This is a genomic window from Caballeronia sp. 11_S32 (assembly GCF_056930355.1).
In genome coordinates this window covers 860074-881669 of the sequence record NZ_JBXOWH010000003.1, presented here as the reverse complement: position 1 = coordinate 881669, position 21596 = coordinate 860074, and the positions used below count along the sequence as shown (strand labels likewise).

At 64.5% G+C, this 21596-nt stretch carries 20 protein-coding genes; 16 read left to right on the top strand and 4 right to left on the bottom strand.

The features are described from left to right. Positions 1 to 8: 8 nt before the first annotated feature. Complete coding sequence (locus tag AC1Z32_RS15750; protein WP_483479511.1) at positions 9 to 407, bottom strand: VOC family protein; 399 nt, start codon at positions 405 to 407, stop codon at positions 9 to 11. A 111-nt stretch (positions 408 to 518) separates the two neighbouring features. On the opposite strand from AC1Z32_RS15750, the gene AC1Z32_RS15745 reads away from it, so the two are divergent. From AC1Z32_RS15745 to AC1Z32_RS15675, 15 genes are all read left to right on the top strand, one after another. After that, on the top strand, positions 519 to 1490 hold the full coding sequence (locus AC1Z32_RS15745) for a LysR family transcriptional regulator (protein WP_483481645.1): 972 nt from the start codon (positions 519 to 521) through the stop codon (positions 1488 to 1490). 113 nt (positions 1491 to 1603) lie between these two features. Further along, complete coding sequence (gene miaB, locus AC1Z32_RS15740; RefSeq protein WP_483479510.1) at positions 1604 to 2965, top strand: tRNA (N6-isopentenyl adenosine(37)-C2)-methylthiotransferase MiaB; 1362 nt, start codon at positions 1604 to 1606, stop codon at positions 2963 to 2965. 21 nt (positions 2966 to 2986) lie between these two features. After that, positions 2987 to 4102, top strand: coding sequence for a PhoH family protein (locus tag AC1Z32_RS15735; RefSeq protein WP_062604682.1), 1116 nt, complete (start codon positions 2987 to 2989; stop codon positions 4100 to 4102). After that, positions 4099 to 4563 (top strand): rRNA maturation RNase YbeY, encoded by a 465-nt coding sequence (gene ybeY / locus AC1Z32_RS15730; protein WP_483479509.1) that lies wholly within the window; start codon positions 4099 to 4101, stop codon positions 4561 to 4563. The genes AC1Z32_RS15735 and ybeY overlap by 4 nt, the downstream gene beginning before the upstream one ends. 35 nt (positions 4564 to 4598) lie before the next feature. Then, the gene (locus AC1Z32_RS15725) at positions 4599 to 5291 is read left to right on the top strand and encodes a gamma-glutamylcyclotransferase (RefSeq protein WP_483479508.1); all 693 of its coding nucleotides are present in this window, start codon (positions 4599 to 4601) and stop codon (positions 5289 to 5291) included. Between the two features lie 202 nt (positions 5292 to 5493). Continuing rightward, on the top strand, positions 5494 to 6399 hold the full coding sequence (locus AC1Z32_RS15720) for an HlyC/CorC family transporter (RefSeq protein WP_483479507.1): 906 nt from the start codon (positions 5494 to 5496) through the stop codon (positions 6397 to 6399). A 77-nt stretch (positions 6400 to 6476) separates the two neighbouring features. Next, a complete protein-coding gene (gene lnt, locus AC1Z32_RS15715; protein ID WP_483479506.1) occupies positions 6477 to 8150 on the top strand; it encodes an apolipoprotein N-acyltransferase in 1674 nt (557 codons plus the stop codon). Between the two features lie 187 nt (positions 8151 to 8337). Continuing rightward, positions 8338 to 9357 carry a glycine--tRNA ligase subunit alpha gene (gene glyQ, locus AC1Z32_RS15710; protein WP_483479505.1) on the top strand — a complete coding sequence of 340 codons (1020 nt, stop codon included), beginning with the start codon at positions 8338 to 8340 and terminating at the stop codon, positions 9355 to 9357. A gap of 17 nt (positions 9358 to 9374) precedes the next feature. Next, positions 9375 to 11474 (top strand): glycine--tRNA ligase subunit beta, encoded by a 2100-nt coding sequence (glyS, locus tag AC1Z32_RS15705; protein WP_483479504.1) that lies wholly within the window; start codon positions 9375 to 9377, stop codon positions 11472 to 11474. A 9-nt stretch (positions 11475 to 11483) separates the two neighbouring features. Next, positions 11484 to 12056: a D-glycero-beta-D-manno-heptose 1,7-bisphosphate 7-phosphatase gene (gmhB, locus tag AC1Z32_RS15700; protein ID WP_483479503.1), complete on the top strand. Its 573-nt coding sequence runs from the start codon at positions 11484 to 11486 to the stop codon at positions 12054 to 12056. A 12-nt stretch (positions 12057 to 12068) separates the two neighbouring features. Continuing rightward, positions 12069 to 12842 (top strand): lysophospholipid acyltransferase family protein, encoded by a 774-nt coding sequence (locus AC1Z32_RS15695; protein WP_483479502.1) that lies wholly within the window; start codon positions 12069 to 12071, stop codon positions 12840 to 12842. An 85-nt stretch (positions 12843 to 12927) separates the two neighbouring features. Further along, positions 12928 to 13848, top strand: coding sequence for a M48 family metallopeptidase (locus AC1Z32_RS15690; RefSeq protein WP_483479501.1), 921 nt, complete (start codon positions 12928 to 12930; stop codon positions 13846 to 13848). A 79-nt stretch (positions 13849 to 13927) separates the two neighbouring features. Next, positions 13928 to 14314, top strand: coding sequence for a lactoylglutathione lyase (gene gloA, locus AC1Z32_RS15685; protein WP_483479500.1), 387 nt, complete (start codon positions 13928 to 13930; stop codon positions 14312 to 14314). Positions 14315 to 14489: 175 nt separating this feature from the next. Then, complete coding sequence (locus AC1Z32_RS15680; protein ID WP_483479499.1) at positions 14490 to 15419, top strand: DMT family transporter; 930 nt, start codon at positions 14490 to 14492, stop codon at positions 15417 to 15419. A 137-nt stretch (positions 15420 to 15556) separates the two neighbouring features. Then, positions 15557 to 16417 carry an MBL fold metallo-hydrolase gene (locus tag AC1Z32_RS15675; protein ID WP_483479498.1) on the top strand — a complete coding sequence of 287 codons (861 nt, stop codon included), beginning with the start codon at positions 15557 to 15559 and terminating at the stop codon, positions 16415 to 16417. Here AC1Z32_RS15675 and AC1Z32_RS15670 read toward each other — a convergent pair. After that, a complete protein-coding gene (locus AC1Z32_RS15670; protein WP_483481644.1) occupies positions 16414 to 17130 on the bottom strand; it encodes a FadR/GntR family transcriptional regulator in 717 nt (238 codons plus the stop codon). The genes AC1Z32_RS15675 and AC1Z32_RS15670 overlap by 4 nt on opposite strands. Positions 17131 to 17234: 104 nt before the next feature. Between AC1Z32_RS15670 and dgoD the strand changes: the two genes are divergently transcribed. Then, positions 17235 to 18383 carry a galactonate dehydratase gene (dgoD, locus tag AC1Z32_RS15665; RefSeq protein WP_483479497.1) on the top strand — a complete coding sequence of 383 codons (1149 nt, stop codon included), beginning with the start codon at positions 17235 to 17237 and terminating at the stop codon, positions 18381 to 18383. 24 nt (positions 18384 to 18407) lie between these two features. Here dgoD and pabB read toward each other — a convergent pair whose 3' ends face one another. Both pabB and dnaJ read right to left on the bottom strand, forming a co-directional pair. After that, entirely contained in the window at positions 18408 to 20195 is a 1788-nt protein-coding gene (gene pabB, locus AC1Z32_RS15660) for an aminodeoxychorismate synthase component I (RefSeq protein WP_483481643.1), read from the bottom strand. Positions 20196 to 20232: 37 nt separating this feature from the next. Further along, the gene (gene dnaJ, locus AC1Z32_RS15655; protein WP_483479496.1) at positions 20233 to 21366 is read right to left on the bottom strand and encodes a molecular chaperone DnaJ; all 1134 of its coding nucleotides are present in this window, start codon (positions 21364 to 21366) and stop codon (positions 20233 to 20235) included. Positions 21367 to 21596: the final 230 nt, after the last annotated feature.

Genomic DNA, 21596 nt, shown 5'->3' with positions numbered 1-21596 from the left:
ACTCCAGATCAGGATTGAGCGCGGGGTTGAGCAGCCACGAATTCGACGACGACGCCCGGCGCCAGCCGCACGAAAAGCTGCAACTCGCGCGCGAGCGGCACTTCGGCGAGCTGATACGCGTAGCCGTGGCAATCGAGACGTTCGAGCAATGCGCGCCATTCGGCTTCGTCGCCTATGCGCAGCGCCAGATGGTCGATGCGCGTCACGCCTTGCCGCTCCGCCGATGCCGACGCCGACGACGCGCCCGATGCGATCAGATGCACCGCCGGCCGCGCGCCGAGATAGAGCCAGTAGCCGCCGACGCCGAAAGGCGGCCTCGGCCCGACCCGCATGCCGGCGATATCGACGAAAAAGCGCATGAGCGCATCGCAGTCGGGCGCGACGATCGTGACGTGGTCCAGTTGCATACGTGGGTGCCCCGCAAGGGTTTACGCTTGGGTCGCATTTTGCGAGGCGGGCACTGTTTTGAGAATTGGTCTACGCTTTGAATCATTATCAAACCGGATTTGAAAATGACGATGGACCGGCTGGGCGACATGCGCCTTTTCGTGGAAGCAGCGGCTGCGGGCAGCCTGTCGGCGGCGGGACGCAAGCTCGGACTGTCGCCGGCGGCGGCGAGCGCGCGGCTCATCAAGCTGGAAAAGGCGTTGCGCACGCGGCTCTTCGAGCGCACGACGCGTCAACTGCGCGTCACGGACGAAGGCCGCATGTATCTGCAGCATTGCCGCGTCGCATTGCAGGCGATCGACGACGCCGAGGCCGCGCTGCAAGCCGGCCAGAACGTCGTGCGCGGCAAGGTGCGCATTTCGGCGACGTCGAATTTCGGGCGCTCGCTGCTGCGCGGCTGGCTCGATGAATTCAGCGCGCTGCATCCGGACGTGCGCTTCGCGCTCACGCTGTCAGACTCGGTGTCGAATCTGCTGCTTGAGGAAATCGATCTCGCGATTCGCTTTGGCGCGCCGCCCGAAAGCGGACTCGCCGCGCGCGCGCTTGCGCCGAATCGCCGGGTGCTGTGCGCGTCGCCGGAATATCTCGCGAAGAAAGGCGTTCCGAAGACGCCCGCGGATCTGGTGGGGCACGATTTCGTTATCGTGGTCACGGCGAACGGGCCGCTCAACGAGTTGAGTTTCGTGCGCGGCGACGAGCGCTACGCCTATACGATCCCGCTCGCGGACGCATGGGAAACCAACGACGGCGCGCTGTTGCGCGAGTGGGCGCTAGCGGGCCACGGCATCGCGCATAAATCGATCTGGGACATTGCCGCCGACGTGCGCGCCGGCACGCTGCGGATGGTGCTGCCCGACTGGTGCACGCACGAGGCCGCCGTGCACGCGCTTTTTCATGCGAACCGCTACATGGCGCCGCGCGTGCGCGTGCTGCTGGACTTCCTGGTCGAGCGCTTCGAGAAAACGGCCGACGAACTGCTCGGCGATCTCGCCTATCCGCCGGATCGCAGGCCACGGCGTCAGGAATTGCCGCCGGAGCTATAATATCGGGCTAAATTACAGTAAAAAGCGGGCAGATCACTGTAGAAGTCCGCGAAACTCCCGTTCAATCTCTTTTATAGCGCCCCCAGGTTAACCACTGCGACCGGCGACGATTCATGACCAAGAAAGTTTATGTAAAGACCTTCGGCTGCCAGATGAACGAGTACGACTCCGACAAGATGGTCGACGTGCTCGGCGCCGCGGAAGGACTCGTCAAGACGGACACGCCCGAAGACGCGGACGTCATTCTGTTCAACACGTGCTCGGTGCGCGAAAAGGCCCAGGAGAAAGTGTTCTCCGATCTCGGCCGCGTGCGTGAGCTCAAGGAAGCGAACCCGAATCTGCTGATCGGCGTCGGCGGTTGCGTCGCGAGCCAGGAAGGCGCGTCGATCGTCGCGCGCGCGCCGTATGTCGATCTCGTGTTCGGCCCGCAGACGCTGCATCGCCTGCCCGCGATGATCGATCAACGCCGCGCCACCGGCCGCGCGCAGGTGGACATCACGTTCCCGGAAATCGAGAAGTTCGATCACCTGCCGCCCGCGCGCGTCGAAGGCCCGAGCGCGTTCGTGTCGATCATGGAAGGCTGCTCGAAATATTGCAGCTATTGCGTCGTGCCCTACACGCGCGGCGAAGAAGTGTCGCGCCCGCTGGATGACGTGCTCACGGAAATCGCCGGCCTCGCCGATCAGGGCGTGCGCGAAGTCACGCTGCTCGGCCAGAACGTGAATGCGTATCGTGGCGCGCTGACGCTCGGTTCGAGCGAAATCGCGGATTTCGCGACGCTCATCGAGTATGTCGCGGACGTGCCGGGCATCGAGCGCATTCGCTACACCACGTCGCATCCGAAGGAATTCACGCAGCGCCTCATCGACACCTACGCGAAGGTGCCGAAGCTCGTCTCGCATCTGCATTTGCCGGTGCAGCACGGCTCGGACCGCATCCTGATGGCGATGAAGCGCGGCTACACCGTGCTCGAATACAAATCGGTCATCCGCAAATTGCGCGCGATCCGTCCGGACTTGTCGCTGTCGACCGACTTCATCGTGGGCTTCCCTGGCGAAACCGAGGACGATTTCAACAAGATGATGACGCTCATCGACGAGATGAGCTACGACACGAGCTTCTCGTTCATCTACAGCCCGCGCCCCGGCACGCCCGCCGCGAACCTGCACGACGACACGCCGCGCGAAGTGAAGCTCGAACGTCTGCAACACTTGCAGGCGACGATCGAGCAGAACGTGCAGCGCATCAGCGAGTCGATGGTCGGCAAGGTCGAGCGCATTCTGGTGGAGCGCCCGGCGCGCAAGGACCCGAACGAGCTCGCCGGACGCACGCAGAACAACCGTGTCGTCAACTTCCCCGCGCCGGTGGCATCGCACGCGCGCCTGATCGGCCAGATGATCGACGTGAAGATCGTGCACGCGTATCCGCACTCGCTGCGCGGCGAGCTCGTGATGGCGCCCGAGCTGACGCATTAAAGACAGGAATTCAAAGTCACTTTGAAGAACGCTCCTACGCAGCATCTGGAATTCACCGCACCGCGCGAGGACAACGCGCGGCTCGCCAACCTCTGCGGCCCGCTCGACGAAAACCTGCGGCAGATCGAGCAGGCGCTCGACGTGACGCTCTCCCGGCGCGGCCACAAGATTTCGATCCGTGGCCGTGGCGCGAAAGTCGCGCTCGCGGCGCTCGAAAACTTCTACAACCGCGCGCGCGATCCGATTTCCGTCGATGACATCCAGCTCGCGCTTGTCGAAGCCAGCCATGCGACGCGCCGCGCGAAGGACGCGCGCGAGGCCAACGGCGAAGAGGCCGAGGCCGATCCGCGTTTTCGCGGCGACCTGGATCATCCCTTCGATGAACCCAGCGCGACGATCGATCTCGGCGAGGACGAGGACCACGGGCCGAAGCTCTACACGCGCCGCGCCGACCTGCGCGGCCGCACGCCCGCGCAGCGCGAGTATCTGAAGCAGATCCTCCAGCATGACGTGACCTTCGGCATTGGGCCGGCGGGCACGGGCAAGACGTATCTCGCGGTCGCGTGCGCGGTCGATGCGCTCGAGCGCGATCAGGTGAAGCGCATCGTGCTCACGCGCCCGGCCGTCGAGGCGGGCGAGCGGCTCGGCTTCCTGCCGGGCGATCTCGCGCAGAAGGTCGATCCGTATCTGCGTCCGCTCTACGATGCGCTCTACGATCTGCTCGGCTTCGACAAGACCGCGAAGATGTTCGAGCGCCAGATGATCGAAATCGCGCCGCTCGCGTACATGCGCGGGCGCACGCTGAACCACGCGTTCATCATTCTCGACGAGGCGCAGAACACCACGCCCGAGCAGATGAAGATGTTCCTCACGCGTATCGGCTTCGGCTCGAAGGCGGTCGTCACCGGCGATACGACTCAGGTCGACTTGCCGCGCGGCCAGAAGAGCGGGCTGATCGAGGCGCAGCACGTGCTGTCGGAAGTGCGCGGCATCGCCATTACGCACTTCACGTCGGCGGACGTGGTGCGGCATCCGCTCGTGGCGCGCATCGTCGAGGCTTACGACGCGCAGGCGCAGAAGGACGCCGCGCTCGCCGAAGCCGCGCGTGCAGCACAGCAGGCCCAAAAGCCCGAATGAAGCCGCGCCTCACTTTGACGTTGCAGTTCCCCGCCGCGAAGGCGTTCCCTTCGCACAAGGCGATCCTGCCGCGCGCGACCGTCGTGCGCTGGATCAAGGCATCGCTTTTCGCGGACGCCGAGCTGACCGTGCGCTTCGTCGACGAGGACGAAGGCCGCATGCTCAACCGGACGTATCGGCAGAAGGATTACGCCACCAACGTGCTCACGTTCGCCTACGCGGAATCGGAGGAGGATCCCGTCGCGGGCGATCTGATCCTGTGCTGCCCGGTCGTCGAGCGCGAGGCCGCCGAGCAGGGCAAGCCGCTCGCCGCGCACTACGCGCACCTGATCGTCCACGGCACGCTGCATGCGCAGGGCTACGATCACGAAGTCGAAAGCGAGGCGCAAGAGATGGAATCCATCGAGACGGATATCATGCAGTCTCTGGGATTCTCCGATCCTTATGTGCCTTTGACGTGACCTCGACCTGAATCCGGTCCGATGTTCAGAACGCCGTGAACGACAAGACGCCCGAACCCGCGCAACCCGCAACGCTTCCCGCCGAACAGACGCCCGCGCCCTGCCCGGACTATCCGCCCGCGCTCGGCGAATCGGCGCTCCTCACCGACGAGGAGCTCGCCGCCTCGCGCGAGGCGGCGCTCGTGAAGTGGGACCGCAAGTCGGACCTGTGGCTCTTCGGTTACGGCTCGCTGATCTGGAACCCCGGTCTGCCCACGCTCGAGGCGGTGCGCGGCAAGGTGCACGGCTATCATCGCGGGCTGTATCTGTGGTCGCGCGTGAATCGCGGCACGCCGGAGCAGCCGGGCCTCGTGCTCGCGCTGGATCGCGGCGGCTCGTGCACCGGCATGGCGTTCCGGCTCGCCGGCGCCGATGCCCTCGAACATCTCGACGTGCTGTGGCGTCGCGAAATGGCGATGGCGTCGTACCGGCCCGCGTGGCTGCCCTGCACGCTCGCGGACGGACGGCGCGTCGACGCGCTCGCGTTCGTCATGCGCCGCGAGGCCACGTCCTATACCGGCAAGCTCGCCGATCCGATCGTGCGCACCGTGCTCGGCTGCGCGAGCGGCCGCTACGGCACGACGCTCGAATACGTCAGCCGGACGGTCGAAGCTTTGCGCGAAAGCGGCATGCCGGATCGCGCGCTCGAAGCGCTGTTGAAGCGCTGTCAGGCGAAGGCGGGCAAATGACGCGCGCGGCGCTTCGTTCCGTATGATTTTTTGCGTCGGCCATCGTCCGTTCGGCCAAGGATCACGGGCCGACATACTTCTCGCATATTTATCGGCTAGCATGGCTCATGACATGCGCGCCGCGCCACGCTGCCCGCGTTTTGCCTTGGTGTATGCTTAACTCTCCGCTAACCCGCGCCCGGGAACTCCCGGGCGCTCCGCTATGAACGAACCCTATCCCAGTCGACGCCATACCGACAAACCGCAGGAAAAGCGCTCGCTTCTCGAACGCCTGACCGATTTCATCTCGCACGAGCCTGAATCGCGCGACGAACTTCTCGAAGTGCTCCAGGACGCGCACGAGCGCAACCTGCTCGACGCCGATTCGCTCTCGATGATCGAAGGCGTCTTCCAGGTGTCCGATCTCTGCGCACGCGACATCATGATTCCGCGCGCGCAGATGGACGCCATCAACATCGCGGACACGCCTGCCGAGTTCATCCCCTTCGTGCTCGAAAAAGCACACTCGCGCTATCCCGTCTACGAAGGCAATCGCGACAACGTCATCGGCGTGCTGCTCGCGAAAGACCTGCTGCGCTATTACGCCGAAGAGGAATTCGACGTGCGCGGCATGCTGCGCCCCGCCGTCTTCATCCCCGAATCGAAGCGCCTAAATGTGCTGCTGCACGACTTTCGCGTGAACCGCAACCACATCGCGCTCGTCGTCGATGAATACGGCGGCGTCGCCGGCCTCATCACGATCGAGGACGTGCTGGAGCAGATCGTCGGCGACATCGAGGACGAATACGATTTCGACGAGGAAGCCGGCAATATCATCGCGACGCCCGACGGCAAGTTCCGGGTGCGCGCGCTCACCGGCATCGAACAGTTCAACGAGGAATTCGGCACCGATTTCTCCGACGACGAAGTCGATACCATCGGCGGTCTCGTCACGCATCGCTTCGGGCGCGTGCCGCATCGCGGCGAGAAGGTGCGCATCGACGATTTCGTGTTCGAGATCCTGCGCGGCGACGCCCGCCAGATTCACGTCCTCCTCGTGCGGCGCGTGCCGAATCTCGCCCAGCAACATCATCACGCGGGCGACGACGAAGACGAACTGCGCGATTGAGCGCTTCGCGGGCGTCGGCATCGACCGACGCCCGTCTTCATTCCTTGCCCGCTTCCGTTCCAACTCGACCGTCGTCAATGGCCGATTCATCGTTTCCCTTTCTCTCCCGTCAACGCGACACCTCGGTGATCGCCACGACACCGCGCGCGCTGCCCTTCTGGCATTACCTCGTCGCCGCGGTGCTCGGCGCCGTCAACACGCTCTCCTTCGCGCCGACGCCGCACGGCGGCTGGATCGAGCTCGTCATCTTCGCGCTGTTCTTCGCGTGGCTGTCGCGCACGAGCGGCTGGAAGAGCGCCGCCGCCACCGGCTGGGCCTTCGGCTTCGGCAACTTCGTGACGGGCGTGTGGTGGCTCTATGTCAGCATGCACGTCTATGGCGGCATGGCTCCGGCGCTTGCCGCGGCCGCCGTCGCGTTGTTCTCGCTGTATCTCGCGATCTATCCGGCGTTGTCGAGCGTGGCCTGGTCGTTCGTCGCGGGCCGCGCCCGTTTCGGCGATGAAGACGCCGCGACCGCGCGCGACATCGAAGCCTCGCCCCGCCATGCGCCGACGTGGCACGGCGCGTTCGCCTTCGCGAGCGCATGGGCGCTCGGCGAATGGTTGCGCGGCCTCGTGTTCACCGGCTTCCCGTGGCTCGCGAGCGGCTATGCGCAGGTCGACGGACCGCTCAAGGGCTTCGGCGCGATCGTGGGCGTGTATGGCGTCGGCTGGGTGCTCGCGCTCGTCGCCGCGTTGATCGTGCAGACGCTCTATAACCTGCGTCGCGCGCAGAGTTTCGGAGCGCGCTTCGCGCCGGGCATCGTCGCGATTGCGCTGATCGTCGCGGGTACGCTGTTGTCGCTCGTGCAATGGACGACGCCCGCCAACGCGCCGCTCGACGTTCGCCTCCTGCAAGGCAACGTGAAGCAGGAGATGAAGTTCGAGCAGGCAGGCATCGATGAATCCCTCGCGCTCTACAAGCGGCTCATCACAGAGAAACCCGCCGATCTGATCGTCACGCCGGAGACCGCGTTGCCGGTGCTGTCGGTGCAGATTCCGCAGGACTTCGCTCTGGCCATCCGCAACTTCGCGGACGACACGAACTCGTCGATCCTCTTTGGCGTGGTGGGCGTCACGATCCTCCCCGACGGCCGCGCGACCGATTTCACCAACAGCCTCTTCGGCGTCACGCCGCACGTGAACGGCGTCTACCGCTACGACAAGCATCATCTCGTGCCGTTCGGCGAATTCGTGCCGCTCGGCTTTCACTGGTTCGTGCGGATGATGGGCATTCCGCTCGGCGACCTCGCGCGCGGACCGGTCGCGCAGAAGGCGTTCCTCGTGCACAACCAGCCGGTCGCTGTCGATATCTGCTACGAGGACATCTTCGGCGAAGAGATCGCGCGCACGATCCGCGAGCAGGAAACGCCCGCGGGCATTCTCGTCAATTCGACGAACCTCGCGTGGTTCGGCAACACGATCGCGCTCGATCAGCATCTTCAGATCGCGCGCATGCGATCGATCGAAACCGGCCGGCCGATGCTGCGCGCGACCAATACCGGCATGACGGCGGTGATCGCGGCGAACGGCGATGTCGTGTCGAAGCTGCCCACCTTCACGACAGGCGTGCTCGAAGCGCGCGTGCAAGGCACGGCGGGAACCACGCCTTACGTGACGAGCGGGAATATGACGGTGATCGTGGTGTCGCTGGTTCTGCTGGCGTTCGGGTTTGCGTTCGCGCCGAACCGAAAACGCTCGGGCACGCGTTGAATATCGATTGAAACAAAGCCGCGCCGCGCGATGCGGCCCGGCTCGCGCATCCGCGCTTTCCGGGTGCCCGGCTTCCCAAAAAGCCGCACCCACCCTTCCATTCGGCTAAAATTCAACGTTTTAGCACTTCGGCCGAGCCTCCGAGTCGCGTCGTCACGACGATGGCCGCGCCCCGCATAAGGCAATCATGCTCACTTTCCAGCAAATCATTCTGACGCTGCAGTCCTACTGGAACGAGAAGGGCTGCGCACTGCTCCAGCCGATCGACATGGAAGTCGGCGCGGGCACCTCGCACGTCCACACGTTCCTGCGCGCGATCGGCCCCGAGCCGTGGCGCGCCGCCTATGTCCAACCGTCGCGCCGCCCGAAAGACGGCCGCTACGGCGAAAACCCGAACCGCCTGCAGCACTACTATCAGTATCAGGTCGTGCTGAAGCCCGCGCCTGAGAACATCCTCGATCTGTACCTCGGCTCGCTCGAAGCGCTCGGCTTCGACCTGAAGCAGAACGACGTGCGCTTTGTCGAAGACGACTGGGAAAATCCCACGCTCGGCGCGTGGGGCCTCGGCTGGGAAGTGTGGCTGAATGGCATGGAAGTGACGCAGTTCACGTACTTCCAGCAGGCGGGCGGCATCGACTGCAAGCCGGTGCTCGGCGAAATCACCTACGGTCTCGAACGCCTCGCCATGTATCTGCAGAAGGTCGAGAACGTGTACGACCTCATCTGGACCGAGTGGGAAGAAGATGGCCCGAACGGCCGCGTGCTGCGTCAGCTGACCTACGGCGACGTCTACCACCAGAACGAAGTGGAACAGTCCACGTATAACTTCGAACACGCGAACGTCGATCTGCTTTTCACGTTCTTCAAGAGCTACGAAGAAGAAGCGAAGAAGATGATCGACGCGAAGCTCGCGCTGCCTGCCTACGAACTCGTGCTGAAGGCAGGTCACACGTTTAATCTGCTCGATGCGCGCGGCGCCATTTCCGTGACGGAGCGCGCGGCGTATATCGGCCGCATCCGCGCGTTGTCGCGTCTCGTGGCGCAGGCCTACTACGACTCGCGCGAAGCGCTCGGCTTTCCGATGCTCGGCAATCCGGTCAAGGGCGATCGCGATCTCATCACCGACGAGCAGGAAGCGCAGCGCCCCGCATGGGCGCCGCCGCTGAAGGTGGAAAGCTCGCCCACGGGCAATAACGAACAGGTTTGACGAGGCTCGACAGAACAATGACGCAATCCAACAACGCTTCGCTGCTCGTCGAGCTGCTGACTGAAGAACTGCCGCCGAAGGCGCTCGCGCGTCTCGGCACCGCGTTTGCCGATGGCATCGTCGAGCGCCTGGCCGCGCGCGATCTGATCGACGGCGCGCCTTCGTTCGAAAAATTCGCGACGCCGCGCCGTCTCGCCGTGCTCATCAGGAACGTGCGCGATGTCGCGCCGGAAAGGCAGGTGCGCGAGAAAGTGCTGCCGGTGACGGTCGCGCTCGACAAGGAAGGCAACCCCACGCCGCCGCTCGCGAAGAAGCTCGCGGCGCTCGGCTTCCCCGATTTCCCCATCGCCGAACTCGAACGCGCGCAGGACGGCAAGGCCGAAGCGTTCTTCCTGCGCTATGCCGCGCCGGGCGCGACGCTCGCCGATGGCCTGCAGGCCGCGCTCGACGAAACGCTCGGCAAGCTGCCCATTCCGAAAGTCATGACCTATCAGCGCCCGGACGGCACCAGCGTGCAGTTCGTGCGGCCGGTGCAGCGCCTGATCGCGATGCATGGCCGCAAGGTCGTGCCGGTCAGCGCGCTCGGCGTCGACTCGGGCGATACGACCGTCGGCCATCGCTTCATGTCGGAAGGCTTCGTCGCGATTCCGCATGCCGACGAGTACGCCACGACGCTGCGCGGCCGAGGCCAGGTGGTCGCGAACTTCGACGATCGCCGTGAATCGATCCGCACGCAGTTGCAGGCGTTCGCGGGCGAAGACAGCGTCGTGATGCCCGAAGCGCTGCTGGATGAGGTGAACGCGCTCGTCGAATGGCCGGTTGTCTACGAATGCCGCTTCGACGAGGAGTTCCTGCAAGTGCCGCAGGAATGTCTGATCCTCACGATGCAGACGAACCAGAAGTACTTCGCGCTCACCGACCAGCACGGCAAGCTGCGCTCGCGTTTCCTGATCGTGTCGAACATCGATACGAAGACGCCGGGCGAGATCGTCGAAGGCAATGAGCGCGTCGTGCGCCCGCGCCTCGCCGATGCGAAATTTTTCTTCACGCAGGACAAGAAGAAGCGTCTCGAAGACCGCGTGCCGCTGCTCGCGAACGTGGTCTATCACAACAAGCTCGGTTCGACGCTGCAACGCGTCGAGCGCCTCGAAGCGCTGGCGGGCGAAATCGCGCCGATGGTCGGCGTCGATGCCGCATTGGCGCGCCGCGCCGCGCGTCTCGCGAAGGCGGATCTGCTGACGGACATGGTCGGCGAATTCCCCGAGCTGCAAGGCACGATGGGCACGTACTACGCGCGTCACGACGGCGAGCCGGAAGAAGTCGCGCTCGCGTGCTCGGAGCATTATCAGCCGCGCTTCTCGGGCGACGAAACGCCGTCCACAGGCGTCGGCGCGGCGGTCGCGCTCGCGGACAAGCTGGAAACGATCGTCGGCATCTGGGGTATCGGTCTCGCGCCGACCGGCGAGAAAGATCCGTTCGCGCTGCGCCGTCACGCGTTGGGCGTCTTGCGCATCCTGCTGGAAAAGAAGCTGCCGATCGACTTGCGCGATCTCGTCGCCGCCGCGCAGCGTCAGTTCGTCAACGTACCGCAAGTCGCGGATTCGCAGGAAGCGGTGTACGCGTTCTTCATCGACCGCCTGCGTGGCCTGTTGCGCGAACGCGGCTTCGAGGCCAACGACATCGAAGCCGTGCTGAGCCTGAATCCGACGCGTCTCGACGACATCGTCGCGCGCCTCGATGCGGTCCGCGAGTTCGCCGCGCTGCCGGAAGCCGCTGCGCTTGCCGCCGCTAACAAGCGCATCTCGAACATCCTGAAGAAGTCGGAACAGGGTGCGCCGTCGTCGGTGAACAAGGAACTGCTCGTCGAAGCGGCGGAAAAGAGCCTGTACGCGCAGATCGAACAAGTGACGCCGCGCGTGCAGAGCCAGCTCGCCGCGCGCAACTACACGGAAGCGCTGACCGCGCTCGCCGCGTTGCGCGAGAGCGTCGACACGTTCTTCAACGACGTAATGGTGAACGCGGAAGACGTTTCACTGCGCAACAATCGCCTCGCGCTGCTCAATGCATTGCATCAGCAGATGAACTGCGTCGCCGACATTTCGAAGCTCGCCGCATAAAACGCCGCCATGGTCATGAACCGAAAACTGGTCATCCTCGATCGCGATGGCGTCATCAACGTCGATTCCGATGCCTTCATCAAGTCGCCGGACGAATGGGTCGCCATTCCCGGCAGCCTCGAAGCGATCGCGCGCCTGAATCAGGCGGGCTATCGCGTGGCGATCGCATCGAATCAGTCGGGCATCGGGCGCGGTTTGTTCGACATGGCCGCGCTGAACGCGATGCATGAGAAGATGAATCGCGCGGCGGCGGCTGTCGGCGGGCGCATCGACGCGGTGTTCTTCTGCCCGCACACGGCCGAAGACCAGTGCGATTGCAGAAAGCCGCGGCCGGGCATGTTGCAGCAGATCATCGACCGCTTCGAGATCGATCCGGAAGACACGCCGGTCGTCGGCGACTCGCTGCGCGATCTGCAGGCGGGCGCGGCGCTCGGCTTTCCGGTGCATCTCGTGCTCACCGGCAAGGGCGAAAAGACGCTCAAGGAAGGCCAGTTGCCCGAAGGCACCGTCGTTCACAAGGATTTGCGCGCGTTCGCGCTCGACTTCCTCGCGCGGCATCAGGACCGCTCCGCGGCCCAGTAACACCGATACTCCATGCGCTTCATCCGTTCGCTGCTGTTGATGCTTTACTTCATCGTGTACACGGTGCCGTACGCGATCGCCTGCTTCATCGCGTTTCCGTTCATGCGTGCCGACAAGCGCTACTGGATGGCAGCCGGCTGGTGCAAGTCGACGATCGTCGTGCTGCGGCATCTGATTGGCATCCGCTACACGATCGAGGGCATGGAGAACCTGCCGAATGGCCCCGCCGTGCTGCTTTCGAAGCATCAGTCCGCATGGGAAACGCTCGCGTTCCCCGCGCTGATGCCACGTCCGCTCTGCTACGTGTTCAAGCGCGAGCTGCTCTATGTGCCGTTCTTCGGCTGGGCGCTCGGACTCCTGAAGATGGTGCATATCGACCGCAAGCAAGGCCGCGACGCGTTCGTGTCCGTCACGCGCCAGGGCCGCGCGCGCATGGACGAAGGCGCGTGGGTCATCATGTTTCCGGAAGGCACGCGCACGAAAACGGGCAGTCAGGGCAAGTACAAGACGGGCGGCGCGCGCTTCGCTGTCGCGACCGGCGCACCCGTCGTGCCGATCGCGCACAACGCGGGGCACGTGTGGCCACGTAATTCGTTCATCAAATATCCGGGTATAGTCACGGTGTCGATCGGCAAGCCGATCGATACGGCAGGCCTCACACCCGAGGAAGTGAACACGCGTGTCGAAAGCTGGATCGAAACGGAAATGCGCCGCATCGATCCGCACGCTTACGCCGCGCCGAACGCGCAGCCGGGTGAAGCCGGCGCCGCGGGCGCGGGCCGCTGAAGCGGCTCTCGCATTCATATCGAGCCGCGGCGTGCCTTACTCGTTCTTCTCGTCATTCCTGCGCCGTGAGCGCAAAGCCGAGCCAATGCAGAAAGCCCCATCGCGACAGCGCCCCGCCGTCGCGCTCGATACCCTGCAACTCGATCTGCCGTTCGAGCATGCGCCGGCTTACTCCGGCGCACCGCCCGCGAGCGGTCCGGCTCCGCTGCGTGGCGACGTTCCGAGCGCCGATCCCGTTCCCGCACTCACGCCCGCAACGCCGGCGGCTCCGCTTCCCGATGGCGTGCGCCTGCGCCGCATCGTGCTGAAGGCAGGTGCGCTCGAATACCGGCTGAAGCGCTCGTCGCGGCGCACGATCGGTTTTTGCATCGACGGCACCGGGCTCGCCATCACCGCGCCGCGCTGGGTGACGGTCGCCGACATCGAAAGCGCGATCCTCGACAAGCAGAACTGGATCGTCAAGAAGCTCACCGAATGGCAGACGCGCGTCGAGCAGCGCGCGCTGCCGCGCATCGAATGGAAGGACGGCGCGCAGTTTCCGTATCTCGGCAAGACCATCAGCGTGTCGCTCGGATCGAGCGCGAGCGTGCTGTCTTTCGACGATGAAACCAACGTGCTCTCCCTCGCGATGCCGGCGCTCGCCGATACGCAGCAGATCAAGGATCGCGTGCAGGGCTGGCTGCAATCGGAAGCGAAGCGCATCTTCGGCGAGCGGCTCGCAGTGTATGCGGCGAAGCTCGGCGTCGAGTATCGCGCGTATGCGCTGTCGTCGGCGGCGACGCGCTGGGGCAGTTGCTCCAGCGACGGCAAGATCCGCCTCAACTGGCGGCTCATTCATTTTCCGATGTCGATCATCGATTACGTGGTCGCGCACGAGCTCGCGCATCTGCGCGAAATGAACCACAGCCCGCGCTTCTGGCGGACGGTCGAATCGATCTTCCCCGAGTTCCGCGAAGCGCGGCATACGCTGAAGCATCATCCGCCAGACTTGCTGCCGGCGCTTTGATGCGTCGTCAGCACGCAAAAAGCGCCGACGGTACAATTTCTTTCCTGTCCCTCGCAAATACAAAACAGGAAACCCCATCATGCGACTCCTCCATACGATGCTGCGCGTCGGCGACCTGCAGCGTTCCATCGATTTCTACACGCGCATTCTCGGCATGCACGTGTTGCGTCAAAGCGAAAACACCGAGTACAAGTACACGCTCGCGTTCGTGGGCTACGGTCCCGAAAGCGAGAACAGCGTGCTCGAACTGACCTACAACTGGGGCACCGACAAGTACGACCTGGGCACGGCTTACGGCCATATCGCGCTCGAAGTCGACAGCGCCGCCGACGCGTGCGAGCGCATTCGTCAGGCGGGCGGCAAGGTCACGCGCGAGGCCGGCCCCGTGAAGGGCGGCACGACGGTGATCGCGTTCGTCGAAGATCCGGACGGCTACAAGGTCGAGCTGATCGAAAAGCATTCCTGATGCATCTCGCGCGCCGCACGCTCGATGCGGCGCGCACTCCCCGCATTCCCACGGGCTCGACCCGACCTTTCCCTCTCGCCGGCCGTTCGCTGGCACAATCGACGCTCCATATCAGTGCATGGCCGATGTGCGCTTCACGTCGGCCCTGTCCCGTCACGCCTGACAGAGCCCGCCGATGAGCACGTCTTCCCTCGCCCTGCGCCGCGCCCCGGACGCCACCGCCATCATCGTGATGATCGCGTTGTGCAGCGCATGGGGATTCCAGCAGGTCGCGATCAAGGAAGCGAACGCATCGATTCCGCCGATGCTGCAAGCTGGCATCCGCTCGCTGATCGCGACCCTGCTCGTGTGGATCTGGACGCGCACGCGCGGCGTGCCGCTCTTTCAACGCGACGACACGCTGCCGGCCGGCCTGCTCGCGGGACTGCTCTTCGGCGGCGAGTTCGTCTGCATTTTCTTCGGCCTGAGCCTGACCACGGCGACGCGCATGGCCGTGTTCCTCTACACCGCGCCCTGCTTCACCGCGCTCGGCCTGCACTTTTTCGTCGCGGGCGAGCGGCTGTCGCGCACGCAGTGGAGCGGCATCGTGCTCGCGTTCTGCGGCATCGCGCTCGCGTTCGCCGACGGCTTCCTGCATGGCGATCCGAACGGCACGCCGACGCTGCAAGGCATCGCGGGGGATGTGCTCGGCATCATGGCCGGCCTCTTCTGGGCCGCGACGACCGTCGTGGTGCGCGCGTCCACGCTCGCGCAGGCGAGCGCGAGCAAGACGTTGTTCTATCAGCTGGCGGTATCGGCGGTGCTGCTGCTCGTGCTCGCCGCGGGCATCGGGCAGACGCATGTCGAAGCCGTGCCGCCGCTCGTGATCGCGAGCCTCGCCTATCAGGCGATCGTCGTCGCATTCATCAGCTATCTGACGTGGTTCTGGCTGCTCACGCGCTATATGGCGTCACGGCTTTCGGTGTTCTCGTTTCTCACGCCGATTTTCGGCGTCACCTTCGGCGTGGTCCTGCTCGGCGAGCATTTCACCACGCGTTTCATGATCGCCGCGGTGATGGTGCTCGCGGGCATCGCGCTCGTGAACCGGCCGGCGCGACGCGCGTAGCAGTACTGCGGTAGCAACTGCCGCGCGGTGCGCAAAGCGTTACACTGTATCGCGACCCTGCCGAACGCGTCCCTGCTTACCGGACGACAAGAGCAGAGACCAGCGCGAGGCAACGCGCCGCAGCCGGGGGAATCAGCGTGCAACCGATCATCCAGCCTTTCTTCGATATCAACACCGGCACGATGACGTACGTCGTCTATGAGGCGGCCGGTTCAACCGCAGCGATCGTCGACCCGGTTCTCGACTACGACCCGAAAGCCGCCCGCACGTCGACGCGTTCCGCCGATGCGGTCATCGCGTTCGTGCGCGAAGAGCGCCTCTCCATCGAGTGGATTCTGGAGACGCACGCGCACGCGGACCATCTCTCGGCGGCGCCGTATCTGAAGCGCGAGCTCGGCGGAAAGATCGGTATCGGCGAATCGATCCGCACGGTGCAGGGCGTGTTCAAGAAGATCTTCGATCTCGAGCCGGAGTTCCTGCTCGACGGCTCGCAGTTCGATCACCTCTTCACGGACGGCGAGCGCTTCATGATCGGCGCGATCGAGGCCTGTGCGCTCTTCGTGCCGGGCCATACGCCCGCCGACATGGCTTACCGGGTCGGCGATGCGGTGTTCGTCGGCGATACGCTTTTCATGCCGGACGTCGGCACCGCGCGCTGCGACTTTCCGGGCGGCAGCGCGCGCACGCTGTATCGCTCGATTCACCGCCTGCTCGCGCTCGATCCCGATACGCGTCTCTTCGTCTGCCACGACTATCCGCCAAACACGCGCGCGCCGCAGTGGCAGACCACCGTGCGCGATCAGCGGGAACACAATGTTCACGTTGGCGGCGGCAAGACCGAAGACGAATTCGTCGCGATGCGCGAAGCCCGCGACGCGACGCTCGGCATGCCGACGCTCATCCTGCCCGCGATCCAGGTCAACATCCGCGCGGGCCAGTTTCCCGAGGCCGCAGGCAACGGCACGACCTATCTGAAGATTCCGCTCAACGCGCTCTAAGCTTCGATTCTGCCGCGCGTCACGCCGAGCAGATCGGCCATCGCGCGGCGCGCACCGTTCGCATCGCGGCCGATGATCGCATCGAACACCGCCGTATGCTCCGCGAGCGACGCGTTGTAAATGTCCGCGCGCTTCGCGTTCAAGCGCAACTGGCCTTCGAGCGTGCGTTCGATCAACGCGCCGAGCGGGATCAGCAATTCGTTGCTGCACGCGGCGAGCACGCTGAGATGGAAGTCGAGATCGGCGCGCACCCATTCATCGACGTTCTGCGCGTCGGCCATCGCCCGATGCGCGCGCGTGAGACGCTCGCGCGCGCCTTCCTCGTGGTTGTCGGCGGCGAGCGCGGCGGCGTACGGCTCGATCATCTCGCGCATTTCCTGAAGCTTGAGCGCGAACTGCAGCGGCGGTGCGACGCGCGAATACCAGTCGAGCATGTCGGCGTCGAGCAGGTTCCACGCAGCCTTCGCGCGCACACGCGTACCGACTTTCGGCCGCGACTCGATCAGCCCTTTCGACGTAAGCGTGCGCAACGCCTCGCGAAGCACCGTGCGGCTCACGCCGAAGCGCTCCATCAATTCCGCTTCGCGCGGCAAGGGAAAGCCAGGCTGGAAGTCGCCTCGCAGAATCGCCGTGCCCAGTTCATGGGCTACACGGCCATGCAGGTCCCTGTGAATGATGGTCTCCTTCTCGATTTCCTCACGATTATCCGGTATTCATCCGATGTTTCGTAAGTCCCAATTTACCTTTCAATAATACTATTAATATGCCCACATCGCGAGTTTTTGCTACCATGTGAATCCTTATCGGGAGACGCTTCATGAAAATCACGAAACTCGAGACCTTCATCGTTCCGCCGCGCTGGTGCTTCCTCAAGATCGAAACCGACGAAGGCATCACCGGCTGGGGTGAGCCGGTCGTCGAAGGCCGCGCGCATACCGTCGCTGCCGCCGTCGATGAACTCGCCGACTATCTGATCGGGAAGGATCCGCGTCATATCGAAGACCTGTGGCAGGTGATGTATCGCTCCGGCTTCTATCGCGGCGGCCCGATCGGCATGAGCGCGATCGCCGGCGTCGATCAGGCGCTGTGGGACATTCTCGGCAAGCATCACGGCGTGCCGGTTCACGCGCTGCTCGGCGGCCAGGTGCGCGACAAGATCAAGGTGTATTCGTGGATCGGCGGCGACCGTCCGAGCGATGTCGCGAACAACGCGCGCGCGGTTGTCGAGCGCGGCTTCAAGGCGGTGAAGATGAACGGCTCGGAAGAGCTGCAGATCATCGATACCTTCGACAAGGTTCAGGGCGTCATCGACAATGTGCGCGCGGTGCGCGAGGCGGTCGGCCCGAACGTGGGCATCGGCGTGGACTTTCATGGGCGCGTGCACAAGCCGATGGCGAAGGTGCTCGCAAAGGAACTCGATCCGTTCAAGCTGATGTTCATCGAGGAGCCGGTGCTCTCGGAGAACGTCGAGGCGCTGCGCGATATCGTCAGCCAGACGAGCACGCCGATCGCGCTCGGCGAGCGGCTCTACTCACGCTGGGACTTCAAGCACATTCTCGCGGGCGGTTACGTCGATATCATTCAGCCGGACGCGTCGCATGCGGGCGGGCTCACCGAATGCCGCAAGATCGCGACGATGGCCGAAGCCTACGATGTCGCGCTCGCGCTGCATTGCCCGCTCGGGCCGATCGCGCTCGCGACCTGCCTGCAGATCGATGCGGTGAGCTACAACGCGTTCATTCAGGAGCAGAGCCTCGGGATTCACTACAACAAGGGCAATGACCTGCTCGACTACATCAGGAATCCGGAAGTCTTCAAGTACGAAGACGGCATGGTGACAATTCCGCAAGGGCCGGGCCTTGGCATCGAAGTGAACGAGGAGAAGGTGCGCGAGATGGCGAAGGTGGGCCATCGCTGGCGCAATCCGGTGTGGCGTCACGCGGATGGAAGCGTGGCCGAGTGGTGATTTCCGTTTGACCGCCGCGCGGCGTCAGCGTCTCAGACGCGCTTTCACCGCGCCGCGCAGCGCGTTGCTGATGAGCAGGTTCTCGGCTTTCTGCAGGTCGTCCATCGTGAGTGTGCGCTCCGCCGCCCCGAGTTCTTCCATCAGCACCGCGCGCATCACGCCGGGCAGCACGCCGGCGTCGATGGGCGGCGTCCACCACTTGCCGTCGAGTTGCGCGAAGACGCTCGATCGGCCGCCTTCGGTGAGCTCGCCGCGTTCGTTGAAAAACAGCATGTCGAACGCGCCTTGGGCTTCGGCGGCTTTCCATGCGCGATCGTAGTCGGCGCGGCGCGTCGTCTTGTGCCGAAGCAGCGGATCGCCGGACGATTGCGGCGCGAAGCCTCGATCGCACGCGAGCAGGACATCCACCGTATCCGATGACAACGGTGCCAGTTGCGCGCTCGTGATCGCGATGCGCCCGCCCTTGTCCAGCGCGATGCGCAGACGATACGGCTTGCCCGCTTCGAACGTCGCGCAGTGTTCTTCGACTTGCGTCGAAAGCGCGCGCTCGTCGAAAGCGAAGCCGAGATACGCCGCGCTTGTCTTCAACCGCGCGACGTGCCGCGCGTAATGGCGAACGCCTACTTCGCGCGTCGCGTAGGTCGTCTCGAAGAGCTCGAAGCCCGGATCGGCACCGGTCAGAAAGCGCGCTTTCAACAGACACTCCTCGTATTCGTCGGCGGCGACGCTATCGAGCACGATGCCCGCGCCGATGCCGAGCACGCCGCGCTCGCGCGCCGCATCGACGACGAGCGTGCGTATCGCCACCGACATGCAGAAGTCGCCAGTCGCATCGAGCCAGCCGATCGCGCCGGTATACAGACCGCGCGGCGTGCTTTCGATCTCGTCGATCAGCTGCATCGTCCGATATTTCGGCGCACCGGTGATCGAGCCGCACGGAAACAACGCGCGGACGATGCCGGCGAACGGCGTGCCGGGAATCACGCGCGCCTCGATGGTCGAGGTCATCTGCCACACCGACGCGTACGGCTCGACCGAAAAGAGCGCCGGCACATTCACCGAACCCGTGACGGCCACGCGCGACATGTCGTTGCGCAGCAAGTCGACGATCATCACGTTTTCCGCGCGATTCTTCGGGTCATTGCGAAGCGCTTCGGGATCGGCGTCGCGCGGCGCGGTGCCTTTCATCGGCCGCGCGCGCAGCAGGTCGCCGCGCTTCTCGACGAACAGTTCCGGCGAGCACGACACGACCGAGCGCCCATCCGGCAGCGCGATGAACGCGCCGTAATGCACCGCCTGACGCTCGCGCAAGCGCCGATAGAGCGCGAGCGGCCCGCCGAACACATCGAAGTTCAGCCGATAGGTGTAGTTGATCTGATACGACTCGCCTTCTCGCAAGGCATCCTGCACGGCGGCGATGGCGGCATCGAATTCACCGCGCGTGACGCTCGGCTCGATGCCCGCGACGCCTGCGGTCATGTCATCGCCTTGGGACGCGAGCCACGCATCGACTTCATCGCGCGACAGATGCGCGCACTCGCGGAACATCAGCACGCGCAAAGCGTGATCGTCACCGCGCCCGACCGTGCCGAACTGGAGGTTGCGGCCGAACTCGTAATCCGCGACGACGACCGCATGCAAGCCGCTTCGCAGATCACGCTCGATGTCGCCGCACACTGCTTCGAGCGCATGACCGTCCACGCACACGCGTTCGTGCGCAAAGTCCGTGTACAAACGACTCGACCGCCTTTCGGCGGTCGCATCGCAATCGTCGAGCAGCGCGAATATCGCGCCGCGCTCTTCGGTTTTCATCGTCATGCCCGCACGACGTACCATGCACTCGACCGCATCAGTCGAAGAAGCTCTTCACGCGGTCGAACCAGCTCTTGCTTTGCGGACTATGCCGCGCGCCGCCCTGCTCCAGCGACTTCTCGAACTGCTTCAGCAGATCGCGCTGCTGCTCCGTGAGCTTCACCGGCGTTTCGACTTGCACATGCACGTACAAATCGCCAGCGATGCTCGAACGCAAGCCCTTGATGCCCTTGCCGCGCAGACGGAACGTCTTGCCCGATTGGGTGCCTTCCGGCACCGTGAAGCTCGCGCGGCCGGCCAGCGTGGGCACTTCGATTTCGCCGCCCAGCGCCGCCGTCGTGAACGGAATCGGCATCTGGCAATGCAGGTCGTCGCCGTCGCGCTCGAACACCGAATGCTGCTTGATGTGGATTTCCACATACAGGTCGCCGTTCGGCCCGCCGTTGATGCCCGGCTCGCCGTTGCCCGCCGAGCGGATACGCATGCCGTCGTCGATGCCCGCCGGAATCTTCACTTCCAGCGTCTTCGTTTCCTTCACCTTGCCCGCGCCGTGGCAGTTCGCGCACGGATCGGGAATGTAGCTGCCGCTGCCGTGACACTTCGGGCACGTCTGCTGGATGCTGAAAAAGCCCTGCGACATGCGCACCTGGCCCTGACCGTGACAGGTCGGGCAGGTTTCCGGCTTGGTGCCCGGCTTCGCGCCCGAGCCGTGACAGACATTGCAGTTCACCCAGCTCGGCACGCGGATTTGCGTGTCGTAGCCGTGCGCCGCCTGCTCCAGCGTGATCTCCATGCTGTAGCGCAGGTCCGCGCCGCGATAGACTTGCGGACCGCCGCGCCCGCGAGCGCCGCCAGCCGCCGCCTGTCCGAAGATGTCGCCGAAAATATCGCCGAAGGCATCGGCGAAACCGCCGAAGCCCTGCGCGCCCGCGCCCGCCATGTTCGGATCGACGCCCGCGTGGCCGTACTGATCGTACGCAGCCCGCTTCTGCTGGTCGGAGAGCATTTCGTAGGCTTCCTTCGCCTCCTTGAAATTCTCTTCCGCCTTCTTGTTGTCCGGATTGCGGTCAGGGTGATACTTCATCGCGAGCTTGCGATACGCCTTCTTGATCTCGTCGTCGCTCGCGTTTTTCGCGACGCCCAGAACGTCGTAGTAGTCCCGTTTCGCCATGTCGGTTCAATGCCGCCGCGCTTGCCCGCGACGGTTCCTGTCAGATGCTGCGGGTTTCGTGCTGCAAACCCGCGCGTAAACCTTTTGCGCCTCGCCTGAAGCAACGCGCCTCTAAAAACAACGTGCCCGGAGAGCCGAAAAAGCTCGCCAGGCGCGTTCCACGTAAGACGCCAACGCGTCCCGGTGATCCCACCGAAAAGGCGCGTGAATGTCGCCACTCACGCGCCCGA